This window comes from Bifidobacterium canis, assembly GCF_009727065.1.
GTDB lineage: Bacteria > Actinomycetota > Actinomycetes > Actinomycetales > Bifidobacteriaceae > Bifidobacterium > Bifidobacterium canis.
This window is the reverse complement of the sequence record NZ_WNLP01000005.1, coordinates 1-15,403: the sequence shown is the minus strand read 5'-3', so window position 1 is coordinate 15,403 and position 15,403 is coordinate 1. Positions and strand designations below refer to the sequence as shown.

The 15,403-nt window shown below is 54.6% G+C and carries 10 protein-coding genes, 2 pseudogenes and 1 CRISPR repeat array; of the genes and pseudogenes, 11 read left to right on the top strand and 1 reads right to left on the bottom strand.

Translation table 11 applies throughout. The annotated features are described in order from the left end of the window. Positions 1-189: 189 nt before the first annotated feature. The 3 genes from nrdG to GSD1FS_RS05455 all read left to right on the top strand — a co-directional run bounded on the left by nrdG (position 190) and on the right by GSD1FS_RS05455 (position 1,840). A complete protein-coding gene (gene nrdG, locus GSD1FS_RS05465) occupies positions 190-996 on the top strand; it encodes an anaerobic ribonucleoside-triphosphate reductase activating protein (protein WP_246165878.1) in 807 nt (268 codons plus the stop codon). A 116-nt stretch (positions 997-1,112) separates the two neighbouring features. Beyond that, positions 1,113-1,424 carry a type II toxin-antitoxin system RelB/DinJ family antitoxin gene (locus GSD1FS_RS05460; protein ID WP_155588744.1) on the top strand — a complete coding sequence of 104 codons (312 nt, stop codon included), beginning with the start codon at positions 1,113-1,115 and terminating at the stop codon, positions 1,422-1,424. 2 nt (positions 1,425-1,426) lie between these two features. Further along, positions 1,427-1,840, top strand: a complete 414-nt coding sequence (locus tag GSD1FS_RS05455; protein WP_155588743.1) for a type II toxin-antitoxin system VapC family toxin — start codon at positions 1,427-1,429, stop codon at positions 1,838-1,840. 149 nt (positions 1,841-1,989) lie between these two features. On the opposite strand, the gene GSD1FS_RS05450 is transcribed toward GSD1FS_RS05455, so the two are convergent. Continuing rightward, positions 1,990-2,391 carry a DUF1304 domain-containing protein gene (locus GSD1FS_RS05450; protein WP_155588742.1) on the bottom strand — a complete coding sequence of 134 codons (402 nt, stop codon included), beginning with the start codon at positions 2,389-2,391 and terminating at the stop codon, positions 1,990-1,992. A 403-nt stretch (positions 2,392-2,794) separates the two neighbouring features. Here GSD1FS_RS05450 and GSD1FS_RS05445 point away from each other — a divergent pair. From GSD1FS_RS05445 to cas2, 8 genes and pseudogenes are all read left to right on the top strand, one after another. Then, a pseudogene (locus GSD1FS_RS05445) lies at positions 2,795-5,961 on the top strand (acyl-CoA dehydratase activase-related protein); the annotation flags it as partial. Between the two features lie 99 nt (positions 5,962-6,060). After that, positions 6,061-7,515 (top strand): annotated as a pseudogene (locus GSD1FS_RS10415) (activase); the annotation flags it as partial. A 200-nt stretch (positions 7,516-7,715) separates the two neighbouring features. Next, complete coding sequence (locus GSD1FS_RS05440; protein WP_155588741.1) at positions 7,716-8,987, top strand: glutamate-cysteine ligase family protein; 1,272 nt, start codon at positions 7,716-7,718, stop codon at positions 8,985-8,987. A 238-nt stretch (positions 8,988-9,225) separates the two neighbouring features. Next, the gene (cas9, locus tag GSD1FS_RS09795; protein WP_246165875.1) at positions 9,226-10,512 is read left to right on the top strand and encodes a type II CRISPR RNA-guided endonuclease Cas9; all 1,287 of its coding nucleotides are present in this window, start codon (positions 9,226-9,228) and stop codon (positions 10,510-10,512) included. Continuing rightward, complete coding sequence (locus tag GSD1FS_RS09790; protein ID WP_343030214.1) at positions 10,494-10,823, top strand: hypothetical protein; 330 nt, start codon at positions 10,494-10,496, stop codon at positions 10,821-10,823. Before cas9 ends, GSD1FS_RS09790 begins: the two co-directional genes overlap by 19 nt. Beyond that, complete coding sequence (locus GSD1FS_RS09785; protein ID WP_343030213.1) at positions 10,771-12,801, top strand: HNH endonuclease; 2,031 nt, start codon at positions 10,771-10,773, stop codon at positions 12,799-12,801. Before GSD1FS_RS09790 ends, GSD1FS_RS09785 begins: the two co-directional genes overlap by 53 nt. After that, positions 12,687-13,595, top strand: coding sequence for a type II CRISPR-associated endonuclease Cas1 (cas1, locus tag GSD1FS_RS05430; protein WP_155588740.1), 909 nt, complete (start codon positions 12,687-12,689; stop codon positions 13,593-13,595). Before GSD1FS_RS09785 ends, cas1 begins: the two co-directional genes overlap by 115 nt. Continuing rightward, a complete protein-coding gene (gene cas2 / locus GSD1FS_RS05425; RefSeq protein WP_155588821.1) occupies positions 13,582-13,956 on the top strand; it encodes a CRISPR-associated endonuclease Cas2 in 375 nt (124 codons plus the stop codon). Before cas1 ends, cas2 begins: the two co-directional genes overlap by 14 nt. A gap of 6 nt (positions 13,957-13,962) precedes the next feature. Further along, positions 13,963-15,343: a CRISPR direct-repeat array (repeat unit 36 nt; unit sequence CAAGTCTATCAAGAAGGTAAGAGGCTAATTTCCAGC). Positions 15,344-15,403: the final 60 nt, after the last annotated feature.

Sequence of the window (15,403 nt, the reverse complement as noted above, 5' to 3'; positions counted from 1 at the left end):
AAAATATGCTGTTTTGACGTTTTTGCCAATGCTTTTGCTGTTTATGCATACTTTTCAGCTGGAAAAGCGGTAAAACGTCAAAATGTTTGGTAGGAACGGCAAAACAGCAACCAGAAACGTCAAAACTGACAAACGTATGTGGCTTGCCGCGCCACGGTTCGCCTGCAGGGATTGTGGCGAACGGGTAAGATGACGGCATTGAGTGAAGAGGAGCACAGGGTGGAACATCAGCAGGAATCGATTTGGCGAGCAACAGGGGAGCCGCAACAGTCAGAGCAGTCGACGGCGCAAAAAGTGAAGCCTGCTCCGAAGCTGCATGATTTCGCGGCGGGGGAGACGAATCGTGGGCCTTCGATTCCATCGCCATTGTCGAACAATCCGCGTGCCGGTCAGTGGACGAACAAGATGAGCCACAACATGATCGCCGACTACAAGCGATTCCTGATGACCGACGGCGAAGGCATCCGCTGCTCCATCTACGTCTCCGGCTGCCCGTTCCACTGCGTCGAATGCTACAACTCGTCGATCTGGGATTTCCAGGCCGGGCACCCATACACCGAGAAACTCGAAGCGCAGATCATGGACGATCTGAGCCAAAGCTTCGTGCAAGGCATCACGTTCCTCGGCGGCGAACCGCTGCTCAACACCGGCGTGCTGCTACCTCTTGCGCGTAAGATCCACGAACGCTTCGGCCACACCAAAGACATCTGGTGCTGGACCGGCTACACCTGGGAAGAACTGATGCGCGAAGGGGAGACGCAAGACAAGCTCGACCTGTTGCACGAAATCGACATCCTCGTAGACGGCCGCTACCTCAAGGATGAACATGACTCGCTGCTCCAGTTCCGTGGTTCTCGAAACCAGCGCATCCTCGACGTACCGGAGTCGTTCAAGCAAGGCAAGCCGGTGATCTGGGCGAAATTGCACGATCAGGAGCGCTTCATCCCGGAAATCTACGGCAAGGAGCGTGCCGCCGGCGAAGGTGACGCCAGCTGATCTAGCATAACCTCGATCTTGTTCCATGCGACGCGTCGGTATTCTCAAGCAGTCTTCCTTTTGCTACACTGTGTATTACACGTAATACACAGTGGTTTGGTAGAAAAGAGGTTGCGATGAGCAGTGCGATGATTACAGCTCGCGTTGACAGCGAGCGCAAACGCGAGGCCGAACGTGTGCTGAAAAAGCACGGACGCACATATTCCGATCTGATTCGTGATCTGACCGACTATCTCGCACGTACAGGTGAACTGCCGCTGTTCGAACGGCAGACGTTGGAACTGATAGAAAACGAGGAGAAACGGCGGCGCATCGCGCAGTTGGAGGCGTTCGCGAACCGTCCCGTGCCGCCTGTTCTCGATGACCGGTCCGACGAAGCGTTGCTGGCCGAGTCTCGCGACGAACGATTCAGCCGATTCGAGGCATAGCCATGCAAGTTCTGCTTGACACCAATGTGCTGCTCGATTTCTGCGACAGCGCGCGCCAACCGTTTCACGATGACTGCCTGACCCTGCTTCGCGCCTGCGTGAACAACGATGTGGCGACGCTGGCATCTGTGTCATCGTTGAACGACGCCTACTACATTCTCGCCAAACGCTATGGTGAGCCATTCGCCCAGCAGTCCGTCGCCGGTCTGCTTGAGTTGTTCGATGTGCAGCCGATGCTGGTGTCGTATGCGAACACTGCCGTGGATTCAAACGAGCCAGATTTCGAAGATGGTCTTATTCGCGCAATGGCAGAGAAGCTGCACTGTGACGTGATTGTGACGCGTGACGCAGCTGCGTTTCGTGCGTCACAAGTCCCGGCTCTAACGCCACAGGAATGTGTTGCGCGCCTTGTATAACCTTAGGATATTGAAAATTTATCATTTTTGCGGTATGCCCCGCAGAAGTGACGTTGAAGGGTAGGCTTCGTTGTCGTTGCTGCGGTTGCAACTGCAGATGTGACAAGGAATCTGGATTGTGGATTCCTTTGGTGCCGTAAATCGATGTGCTAGGCGAGAGCCCACGCCACTGCCAGAGCCACAAGCGCAACGAGGGGGAGAGCACCCTGCTTGATGGCGGCGCTACGCTTATCCGGCGAGCCGGCGAACAGCACCGTGGCGGCGCCAAACATTGAGGCGGTGCCCGCCGTCATCAACGTGACGCCGACGGTATGTGCGCCGCACCAGAACACGATGGCGCCAGCCATTGCCATGATGCCAAGGAACATGTTGTAGAAGCCCTGATTGAATGCCATCTCTTTCGTGTTCTCGGCCTCCTGCTCGGAGCTGATAGAGAATACGGCGCGCGTTTGCGGTTCCGTCCAGTGCCAGGATTCGAGAATGAAAATGTACCCGTGAAGGCATCCGGCGAGTAGTGCGAATACGGCTGCGATGTTCAGTGCGATGAACATGTGGTGTCCTTTCGTGAAATTGGGTAAAACAATAGCATTTGTATGCACGGTAATGCATAAAGATTCATAGGTATTGTACGCATAATGAGCAAGTGATGCGCAACGTTAGCAAATTCACACGAAACCCATTGCAAACGTACTGCGTATTCATTAAACTGAAGAGATTATGAGCTGATTCACCGACTGGTGAATAAACATGCTGAAAGACGTTACGGGCGTAAGGTGAACAAGCCCGAGAATCGATGGAATGAACGAGGTACTGATGAGCCACACGGCATCCGATGCAATGTCGAACAACGGTTATCTGACGGACGGTCATACCAGTATTGATCCACCGGCACAGACGGCTGATTCCGCCGTCTTAGCAGACACTGCATCCCAGACCACACCGAAGCAGCACACGCTGCGCATCGGCCTTGACATCGGCTCGACCACCGTCAAAGCCGTGGTACTCGATGATTCCGACGATCTGAGCTCGCCGCTGTTCGCCGACTACCGCCGCCACCACGCCAACGTGCGCACGACGATGGAAGGCCTGCTGCAAGACATCGAGAAGACGCTCAAAGACCTCGGCCGCGAAGACGAGCCGGTGAACCTGACGATCACCGGATCCGGTGGCCTCGCGCTCGCCGACAGCATCCACGTGCCATTCGTGCAGGAGGTGATTGCGGAAACCCGCGCCATCGACGAGCAGATTCCGCAGGCGGACGTCATCATCGAACTCGGTGGCGAGGATGCGAAGATCACATACTTGAAGCCGACCCCGGAACAGCGCATGAACGGTTCGTGCGCAGGTGGCACGGGCGCGTTCATCGACCAGATGTCCACGCTGCTCGACACCGACGCCGCCGGCCTCAACGATATGGCGAAGGAATACAAGACGCTGTATCCGATCGCCTCGCGTTGCGGTGTGTTCGCGAAAACCGATCTGCAGCCGCTCATCAACGATGGTGCGGCGAAGCCCGATCTCGCGGCCTCCATCTTTACCGCAGTCGCCACGCAGACGATCGCGGGCTTGGCTTCCGGCCGTCCGATTCACGGCACCGTCGTGTTCCTCGGTGGCCCGCTGTTCTTCATGTCGGAGTTGCGTGAGGCGTTCCACCGTGCGCTCGACGGCAAGGTGGACGAGTTCATCACGCCGAAGGACGCGCACCTCTACGTCGCCTACGGTGCCGCGCTGATCGCCGGCGAACCCGACCAGTGGGAGGGCGAGAACCTCGCACCGGCACGCCCGTGCCGTGAGATCATCGCCGATCTCGAAGACCTGAGCAATCTGCCCGCGAACACGCACACGATGCCGCCGCTGTTCGACACCGAGCAGGATCGCGCCGACTTCAACGCCCGCCACCACCGCGAGCACGTGCACATCGGCACGCTCGACGGTGCGCAAGGCCCGCATTTCCTCGGCATCGACGCCGGCTCCACCACGATTAAGGCAACGCTCGTCAACGACGATCGCGAAATCGTCTGGAGCTCCTATGCTACGAACGACGGCTCGCCGCTGACCGCCGCCATTGACATCGTGCGCAAGATCCAATCCGAACTCCCCGAAGGCGCGTGGATCGCGCGTGCCTGCGCGACCGGCTATGGCGAGGGCCTCATCACCACCGGCCTGCACCTCGACGAAGGCGTTGTGGAAACGATGGCCCACTACCGTGGTGCGGAAATGGTGAGCCCGGGCGTCACCGCAGTCATCGACATCGGTGGCCAAGACATGAAGTACCTGGCAATCAACGACGGCGTGATCGATTCGATCGCCGTCAACGAAGCCTGCTCGTCCGGCTGCGGCTCCTTCCTGCAGACCTTCGCGCAGTCGATGGGACTCACCATCGAGGAGTTCACGCAGGCCGCGCTCAACTCCACTCATCCGGTGGACCTCGGCTCCCGCTGCACGGTGTTCATGAACTCGTCGGTCAAGCAAGCGCAGAAAGAGGGCGCGAGCATCGAAGACATCGCCGCCGGCCTGTGCTATTCGGTCGTGCGCAACGCGCTCTACAAGGTGATCAAGTTGCGCGACTCCGGCGAACTCGGCGACACCGTGGTGGTGCAGGGCGGCACGTTCCTCAACGACGCCGTACTGCGCGCCTTCGAACTGCTCACCGAACGCGAAGTGACGCGCCCGAACATCGCCGGACTCATGGGCGCATACGGCGCGGCGCTCACCGCGCGCATGCACTACGACGATGTGGCGGACGACACCGACGGAGACGGCGAAACCTCCGCCGCACACACCGCCGTCATCGACGGCGTGACGCACACCGTGTCGAGCATCCTGCACGGTCAGGAACTCGACGACCTGTCGATGACCACCGAACGTGACGTGTGCAAACTGTGCCAGAACCACTGCAAGCTCACGATCACCACGTTCCACGATGGTTCGCGCTACGTCACCGGCAACCGTTGCGAACGCGGCGGCGACGCGAAACGCAAGCGTTCCGACCGCCCGAATCTCTACGACTTCAAATACAAGCGCGCGTTCGCGTACCGCCGACTCACCGACAAGAAGGCGACGCGCGGCACGATCGGCATTCCGCGCGTGCTCAATATGTATGAGAACTACCCGTTCTGGTTCACATTGCTCACGTCGCTCGGCTTCAAGGTCGTGATCTCCGGCCGCTCCAGCCACGAACTGTTCGAAACCGGCATCGAGTCGATCGCCTCCGAGAACATCTGCTACCCGGCGAAACTCGTGCACGGGCACATCAAGTGGCTGCTCAACAAGGGAATCGACACGATTTTCTACCCGTGCGTCTCGTACGAAGACAACCTCGTGCCCGGCGCTGACAATCATTTCAACTGCCCGATCGTCGCGAACTACCCGATAGTCGTCGGCGCGAACATGCCCGAATTGCGCGAAGACGGCGTGCGCTACATCCACCCGTACTTCAACCTCGCCAAGCACGATCTCATGGTCGACCGCATCGCCGAGGAGTTCGCGTGGGCGGGTGTCACGCGTGAGGAAGCGCAGACCGCAGTCGAAGCGGCATATGCGGAAGACAAAGTGTTCAAGCACGACGTGCAGATGGAAGGTCTGCGCGCGCTTGCCTATATGAAGGAACATAACAGCCGCGGTATCGTGCTAGCAGGCCGCCCCTACCATGTGGACCCGGAGATCAACCACGGTATTCCGGAGACCATCTGCGCGCTCGGCATGGTCGTTCTTTCCGAAGACTCCGTCAGCTGGATCGATCCGAAGGAAAACTCAACCTCACCGAATACCTGAGCGAGGGGGAGGAAGACCCGCGTGCGAAGAACAACCAGGGATTCCGCCACGTCGAAGACCGCAAGCTGAAGACGACGCTGCCGTTGCGCGTCACGAACCAGTGGGCGTACCACTCGCGACTCTACCAAGCGGCGAACTTCGTCTCGCAGTACCCGGGACTCGAACTAGTGCAGCTCAACTCCTTCGGCTGCGGACTCGACGCGATCACCACCGATCAGGTGAGTGAAATCCTCGCCGACAAAGCAGACGTGTATACCATGCTCAAAATCGACGAAGTGTCTAATTTGGGTGCGGCGAAGATTCGCCTGCGCTCGCTCAAGGCCGCCGTTGAGGAGCGCGAGCGTAACACGAAGAAGCGCGCGCAGCAAGAGCCGACCGAAATTGCGAAGTCCGCGCAGATTGAAACCGCTCAATCCGCGGACGTGCAGTCTCAGAACACGCAGTCGTTCCGCCGTACCGGCAGCATGGCGCCGACGCCAGGGCGTCAGGCCATGCTCGACGCGGTGATGCGCACGTCGAAGAACGCGCAGAAGAATGCGAAGAACACCAAGCATGCGCGCAAGCAGACGGCCACGATGTCGAACTACGCGAACCGCGTGCCGTTCGGCAAGAATATGCGTGACTACACGATCGTCGCGCCGCAGATGAGCCCGATCCACTTCAGTCTGGTTGAGGCGGCGATCTGCGGTTCCGGCTACAAGTTCGAGATTCTCAAGCACGCGAGCAAAACCGACGTGGAAACCGGTCTCAAATATGTGAACAACGACGCCTGCTACCCGGCGATCATGACCGTCGGCCAGCTCGTCGAAGCGATCAAATCCGGCAGATATGACGCCGATCACACGGCGCTCGCGATCACTCAGACCGGCGGCATGTGCCGCGCGACGAACTACTTCGGTCTGATTCGCAAGGCGCTGATCGACGCCGGATACCCGCAGATTCCGGTGCTCGCCATCTCCACGCAGGGACTCGTTGACAACCCCGGCTTCACGCCAACGCTGCCGATGTTGCACCGTGCGGCGAAGGCTCTGATCATCGGCGATTTGCTGATGAAGTGCCTGTATCGCGTGCGCCCGTACGAGCAAGTGCCGGGCTCCGCGAACGCGCTGTATGAGCGCTGGGATGCGATCGTGCGCGAAACGCTGCTCAACCACGGCAATTCGGCGACGGCGAAGAAGTATTACGGCAAGTCTCACTGGACATACAGCAAGCTCGTCGCGAAGATAGTCGAAGCGTTCGATGCGCTGCCGCTGCGTGATGTTCCGCGCAAGGTGCGTGTCGGCGTCGTCGGTGAGATTCTGGTGAAATACCAGCCTGACGCGAACAATCATGTGGTCGATGTGATCGAGTCGCAGGATTGCGAAGCTGTGGTGCCGGGCATCATGGAATTCATGACCACGCGCCCGTACATCAACGACTGGAACGCACACAACCTCGGCATGGGGCGCAGCAAACTCATGTACGGCGCGTTCAAAGCCGGACTCAACGCATACATGGCGCCGGTGCGCAAGGCCATCGCGTCGAGTCATGGCAAGTTCGAGCAGGACTTGCCGATGGAGAAGCTCGTCGAGAAGGCGTCCACCGTCACATCAATTGGCGTGCAAGCTGGCGAAGGCTGGCTTCTGACCGGAGAGATCATCGAGCTGATCGAATCCGGCTGCCCGAATGTGATCTGCGCGCAGCCGTTCGCCTGCCTGCCGAACCACGTGACCGGCCGCGGCATGTTCGGCAAGATTCGCCGTCTCTACCCGCAGGCCAACATCGTGTCGATCGACTATGACCCCGGCGCGAGCGAAGCGAACCAGCTCAACCGCATCAAGCTGATGATCGCCGCCGCCAAGAAGGCAGCACGTTCTTCCGAGATGCCTGAGTCGGCGAGCTCGGAGGAGATCGCCGCGTAATCGGCTACATAACCGGTTTTATGAGTCCAAGCTGCAAGTCGTAGCTTGGACTCTTTTGTATAGTGGTTGTGCGGCAAAAGAGTATTGGCATACGCCGGCAGAGCAAAACGTGCGTTGAAAGCTGAATTTTGTGCGGATTATCAGCTTTTTCTAGAACAGTCCCGACATGTTTCCCGCCGCGCGCGTTACTATGAGCAGTTATGACATCAGCACGAACTTCGTACGCGCACATGCTCGCCAAGCCAAACGCCAAGCATGTTCGCAGCCTTGTCAATTTCTTCGAGCAGGGGGCCAAGCCGGAATCACGTGACGGGTTCGGTGTGGAAATCGAGCATCTGCCCGTGCATAACAGTGATGACACGGCGGTGACGTATGGCGAAGCGAACGGTATCGAAACGCTGATGCTGAGGTTGCGTGAGTATTATGACGAGTCGCGCGAATATTGGCAGGACGACCAGCTCGTCGGACTCGCGCGCGACGGCATCGGTATTTCTCTGGAGCCGGGCGGGCAGATCGAAACGTCGATCGGTGTTGTGCGCAACAGCAGTGAGCTCGGTGCGATCTACGAGCAGTTTCGGCGTGAGATCGATCCGATTCTCGACGAGCTCGGGTTCCGCTTGGTCAATTACGGGTATCAGCCGAAGTCGTGCGCGCTGGATATTCCGATCAATCCGAAGCGCAGATATGCGGCGATGAACGAGTACCTCGGGCACATCGGGCAGTACGGGCCGTGCATGATGCGCGCGTCGGCGTCTACGCAGGTGAGCATCGACTATGCGAACGAGCAGGACGCGATTGAGAAGCTGAGGTTGGGGAGCGCGGTCGGGCCAATCATCAACTATTTCTTCCGTAATACGCCGTTTTTCGAAGGCGAAGTGAACCATATGCCACTGCGACGCCAGCGCATGTGGAATTTCCTGGATTGCCAGCGCACGAACTTGATTCCGGGACTCTACGAGGATGGGTTCGGCTGGGAGGATTACGCGGTGGGTGTGCTGGGCACGCCGCTCATGTTCGCGGACCTCACGCACACGCCTGAGGCGGCGGGTCTGCCGGTGGAACGGAAGGAGTTCGCGGCGTTCCGCGAAACCGCCGACGATGTGTACCCTGACCGCGAGCTCAACGACTACGAGGTGGCGCACATCCTCTCCACACACTTCAATGACGTGCGACTCAAGAACTTCATTGAGATGCGGCACTGGGATTCGCTGCCGATCGAGCGCGCGCAACGGCTCATGGAGATCGTTGGGGCATTGTTCTACGACCCCGCACGACTGGCGCAGCTCGCCGACTACTTCGACGGCATCGGGGAGGCCGACGTGTTCGCGGCGAAGGCCACGTTGAACGCGCATGGTGACGCAGCAGAACCTTACGGAAACTCGCTGGAGTTCTGGCGCGAGTTCTTGGGACTCGAGGGCGTAATGGCCGATGTGCCGGGAGATGCGAAGTGGTCGGAGGTATTTCAGGCGTAGCGAGTGCATTTTGCGAAAATCAAATATTGGCGTATGATGGTGATTGCTAATTTCCAGTAAGGATGGACTCGATAGCCATCTTGAATGCTAACGGAAATTTTCCGCAGGGGAAGCTTCGGCTTCCCCGTTTTTCTTTATCTGAACTGTGTCAGACCAGCATTCGGTATTTTTACCCGTTTTGGTTTGTAAGTGCCCTAAAAGCTATATACTTGACATTAGTTTTTCCAAAGGAGGGGAAATGAAACAACGTCGTTATAATGTGGGTTTTGATGTTGGTTTGAATTCGCTTGGATTTGCTGCCATTGAGATTGATGAGCAGGGTATGCCGATTCGTATTCTGAAGGCAGCGAGCGAGATCCATGATGGGGGAGTGGATCCAAATACTCAGAAGACAGGTGATTCACGTAGGTCGCAGGCAGGTATAGCTCGCCGTACGCGGCGTATGCGCAGACGGAGGAAGGCTCGCCTGGAACGCTTGGACAAGACTCTGACGAAGCTCGGCTTCCCTATCGTGAATGAGTCTTCGCTTCACGGTTTCGACGTGTGGAAGATCCGTGCACTAGCTGCAAGCGGTTTCATCGAAGATGATAATGAGCGTAAATGCGCTATCTCGATTGCTTACCGACATATTGCGCGCCATCGTGGTTGGAGAAATCCATATACGCGCGTGGAGTCTCTGCTGAATGTCGCAGCACCAGAATCTGACCAGTACCAGCAACTGAGAGACAACGCGATACGCGTTTTAGGTGGAGAATATATTCCGGATGCTGCCACTCCAGCGCAGATCATTGATGCGGTGCTGGCAGAGAGCAGCGGTCCTGCTATGAGGATTCGCACTTCAACAGGCAGTCGCAAATTAGGTGATCGTCCGGGACTTATTTCGACAAGGCTCATGCAAGCGGATTATGCATATGAGCTCCGCACTATCTTCGAGCAGCAGCATGTTCCTGATGATGTGGCTCGTGAATTGATGTTTAGGGTGTTCGACGCGAAGTCTCCACGGGGATCAGCGGAGAAACATGTGGGGAGGGATCCTCTTGCACCGGCGAAGTCCAGGGCGATGAAAGCTTCATTGGCTTTCCAGAGGTATCGTATCGCCAGCATGATTGTGAATCTCCGTGTTAATGAGAACGGCGAGGAACGCTTGCTTACAGTCGAAGAGAAACAGAGAATCTATGACCGACTTGCTTCACAGGCGGTCGAGAAAGATCTGACGTGGGCAGATATTTGCTCTGATCTTGGTATATCTCGCAACCAGCTCAAGGGTGTGGGATCTCTCACTGCTGACGGTGAGGAACGCGTCACAAGCCGCCCGCCACAGCTGACTTCTGTACAACGTATTGCCGGACTGAGTGACTCAAAACTTCGGAAGAGTTTGTTGGATTGGTGGAATCACAGTGATGATTCCGCGCGAGAAGCAATGATCGCGTTGCTGTCAAATTCAGTCGATATCGACGATAAAAGGATGATCAGACCTTCGTTGCAGCAGTTGATTTCATCGAGAGTTTGGACGATAGCGCTCTAAGTAAGTTGGACACAATTGATCTGCCTGCTGGCCGGGCTGCTTATTCAACTGACACATTGAATAAACTGACTGAGCGCATGCTTACCACAGATGATGATCTACATGCCGCTCGCAAGGTCCTGTTTAACGTCGATGATAATTGGCGTCCGCCGCAGCCCGCTATAGGTGCACCTTTAGGGAATGCCTCGGTAGATAGGGTGCTGAAGATCGTGGATCGATTCCTTATGGCTGCGCAAAACGATGGGAGCTCCCGTTGCCGTGCAAATCGAACATGTGCGCAATGGGTTCGCTTCAATTCCTTCGGCTCGTAAAGACAAGCGCGACTATGAGAAGACGCTTGAAAGACGGAAGAAATATCGTGATCAGCAGGCAGAACGTTTGAAAGACGAGTTCGGCCTCGATAAGATTCGTGAAGACAGCATTCGCCGTTTGGAAGCGATAACCCGACAGAACGGACAATGCTTGTACTGTGGTAGAACGATTACGCTTAGCACCTGCGAAATGGATCACATCGTCCCACGCAAGGGAGTTGGTTCCACGAACACGCGGGACAATTTCGCAGCGGTCTGCAAACTGTGCAATCAAATGAAATCGAACACGCCGTTCGCAGCGTGGGCGCGAACCGATTCAGCGAAACAGCGAGGTGTGTCACTGAGCGATGCCATTAGTCGTGTCAGGATGTTCAACATTGATTCCGGCGAGATGAATGGTCGCGAAGCAAGGAACTTCGAACAGGGTGTGATTAGAAGATTGAGCCAGACGGAATGGGATGAGCCAATCGATAACCGTTCCATCGAATCCGTCGCATGGATGGCAGATGAACTCCATAGGCGTATTGACTGGTATTACAATTCCTCTCGCTACGAGGGACATGGCACGGAGAGCACAGAAGGTTCAACGAAGGTGAGAGTGTACCAAGGAAGCCTCACCTCGGAAGCGCGTAAAGCGTCGGGAATTGACGGTCAAATTCATTTTGCTGGCGCAAGCTATAAGACGCGTCTTGACCGCAGGCATCACGCTATTGATGCCGCAGTGATAGCGATGATGACGCAGGGAGCAGCGCAAACGTTGCAGATTCGAAGGAATCTTCGCGCATCACAGAATGCCGTTGGCTATATTGAACCTGATGAAATTGCGTGGAGAGACTATCCCGCAGAACATAACGCTGGGTATGCGGCCTACGCGAAATGGTTGGATTCAATGTACAAGCTGTTGGACTTGCTCAATGATGCGTTGGATAACGATCGAATTCCAGTGATTCATGCACAACGCTATTCACTCGGTAACTCCATCGCTCACGATGCGACGATCAGACCGCTCGATAGAGTGCTTTTAGGGAGCGCCATCAGTGTGGAGACCATCAACAAGGCATCAACTCCAGCATTGTATTGTGCGCTGACCAGACTGCCGGACTATTCTGCAGCAGATGGTCTTCCTGCATCTGAGAATCGTGAGATTAGTGTCAATGGAATTCGCTACTCCGCTCATGACAATATCACGTTCTTCAGCGGGAGCAGTGCCCAGATCGCCGTGCAGAACGGTTCTGCCGACATAGGAAGCGCCATCCATCATGCACGAATCTACAAATGTTACAAGGAAAACAAGAAGGGCATTCGCACATATTTCTACGGAATGATTCGCGTATTCCAAGCTGATTTGCTCCGTGCTGCACATGATGATCTATTCACGTGCCAGTTACCGGTTCAGTCGGTTTCTATGCGATATGCCGATAAAAAGGTGGTAGATGCAATCTTGTCCGGACGCGCCGAATACAGGGGATATCTCGTTGTTGGCGATGAGATTGAAGTTGAATTCAACGATCAAGGTAACAATGCGATTGCATCATTCAAGAATTTCTTCGAACATGAGCTGTCTGTTTCTCCGGATGTAGTCAATAAATGGGTAGTAGCAGGTCTGATGGAGCCCACCAAAATCAGGCTTCGCCCATCTATTCTCTCTCAAGAGGGAATGGACAGGATCAAAGAAGCACATCCTGTGGACGCTTCTATCTTGCATGACGTTGAGAGCATTTTTGATAAAGGCTGGAGAATGGCGGTTGGCACTGCTTCCAAGTACAAGATGCGTGTGGTCCGACGGAATGTGTTCGGAGAGAAACGATATACCTCTAAAAACATATGTCTGTTTGCTGGGGCTTCGACTAGAAGGAGTATGACATGCAAAGCGCTTGGCGAGTTATTGACTGCACACAAATGCATGGCAGATTGCGGTACGTTCGCGGGCGCTTGCTTGTCTGCCCTGATAATGAGGAACCCGCGCAAATCCCATTGACCCAGATTGCGGTGATTTTGCTGGGGCAGCATGCTACATGCTCAACCGCATTATTGTTCGAATTCGCAGAGCATGGTATCAGCACTATGCTCTGCGACTGGCGGGGAGTTCCAGTTGGGGCAATGCACAGCTGGGGAAATACGCCGACTTTTGTGTCACGCAGGCAACATGCTCAGGTTTCAATGAGCTTGCCAAGGCAGAAGAATGCGTGGATGCAAATAGTTAAGGCAAAAATACGAGGTCAAGCGCACTGCCTTGATATCTGTGAACGTTCAGGAGGTAATGAGCTCAGAGAACTTGCGAAAACTGTTCATTCTGGTGACAGCACCAATGTTGAAGGTCAAGCAGCCAGGAAGTATTGGCAGTATCTTTTCGATGAGAGCGAGGATTTTCATCGTAAACCAGGCGCTGGAGAGGGACGAAATTCGCAATTTGATTATGCATATGCAGTTTTGCGAGGCTTTGTTGTAAAAGCAATTTTCTCAGCCGGACTGTCTCCGACATTTGGGGTCAATCATCATAATCGTGCGAATTACTTCTGTTTAGCAGATGATTTGATTGAACCATATAGGCCAGCAATCGATGCACAAATCGCTAACTTAGATATTCAAGATTCTACGCTTAATCAAGAGAGCAAGGCGGCTCTTGTGCATGCAGTAAACGCACAATTCAATGCAGGGCTGACCATTCCAAGTTCGATCAATGATTTTGCTCAACAATTTGGCTTGTACTGCGAATCCAAGCAGCGTGCCCTATCTGTGCCAGTTTTTGGAGCGGATGATGAAGAAGGATGAGGATAGTGGTGGCATGTGGTGCCTAGTGATGTTCGACCTTCCTGTCGGGACTAAGAGCGAGAGACATGAAGCGACCGTGTTTCGGAACTTGCTTCTTGACATGGGATACATGATGGTGCAGTTCTCAGTGTATGCGAGATACACACCCACCCAATCCGGTAACAGATCAACGATCAACATGATTAAAAAGCATTTGCCATCAGGCGGAAAGGTGAGAGTGCTTCATATCAGCGATCATCAATGGGCACAATCTTTAAGGTATGTCAATAATGTTCCGCAGCATAATACTGAAGCACCAGACGTATTTACACTTTTTGATTATCTTTTGCCCAAAATCGTTGGAATTCTTACCTTCTTGTAGGCTAATCAAGTCTATCAAGAAGGTAAGAGGCTAATTTCCAGCTTACGTGAGGAGCGAAATGATATTGCTGCAAGTCTATCAAGAAGGTAAGAGGCTAATTTCCAGCCGGACTGCACGGTGTACGTGCGTTTTGCCAAGTCTATCAAGAAGGTAAGAGGCTAATTTCCAGCTTACATGAGGCGCGAGATGATACTGCTGACAAGTCTATCAAGAAGGTAAGAGGCTAATTTCCAGCTCGTGCAGGGCTGGCGGTGGCTGCTGACCAAGTCTATCAAGAAGGTAAGAGGCTAATTTCCAGCACTCGTATTTCGCATTGCCTAAGGAGGCCAAGTCTATCAAGAAGGTAAGAGGCTAATTTCCAGCGTGCATGAGGATACCGGCCAGATGATCCCAAGTCTATCAAGAAGGTAAGAGGCTAATTTCCAGCCGCAGTTCCAGCTTTCGGTTTTCTCCCACAAGTCTATCAAGAAGGTAAGAGGCTAATTTCCAGCTGGTGAGCCGCAGCCGGACATGACACCCACAAGTCTATCAAGAAGGTAAGAGGCTAATTTCCAGCTGGCGCACACGGGGCAGGTGACCGTGGACAAGTCTATCAAGAAGGTAAGAGGCTAATTTCCAGCGGACGACGAGAAGCTGATCCTCGCGAAACAAGTCTATCAAGAAGGTAAGAGGCTAATTTCCAGCTTCGTCAAGGTCGAATTCCATGCGAGCACAAGTCTATCAAGAAGGTAAGAGGCTAATTTCCAGCTTCCGTGCAACCTATCATAGGTCGCTCGCAAGTCTATCAAGAAGGTAAGAGGCTAATTTCCAGCAAGGGACTTTCGTTGTAGGTGCCCTGTACAAGTCTATCAAGAAGGTAAGAGGCTAATTTCCAGCACCCGCATGGCCTTACCGTCGGCCGTTGCAAGTCTATCAAGAAGGTAAGAGGCTAATTTCCAGCTGAGCGTGCGCGCCTCCATAAGCCTTTCCAAGTCTATCAAGAAGGTAAGAGGCTAATTTCCAGCACACGCTGAAACGATGGCTTAACTTCGACAAGTCTATCAAGAAGGTAAGAGGCTAATTTCCAGCCATGACCGCGCTCATCAAGCTCAAGGACCAAGTCTATCAAGAAGGTAAGAGGCTAATTTCCAGCCTACGGCCCCAACGATGGCCTACAGGAACAAGTCTATCAAGAAGGTAAGAGGCTAATTTCCAGCAGACGCTCCGTTGACGCTTTGGCTCGACCAAGTCTATCAAGAAGGTAAGAGGCTAATTTCCAGCCCTCCTCCGGCGATTCGAGCAGACCGTTCAAGTCTATCAAGAAGGTAAGAGGCTAATTTCCAGCTTTCTTTTCTGGAGCGTTCCCCTCCGCCAAGTCTATCAAGAAGGTAAGAGGCTAATTTCCAGCAAACCGTTGACGCGCCATTCGAAAACGGCAAGTCTATCAAGAAGGTAAGAGGCTAATTTC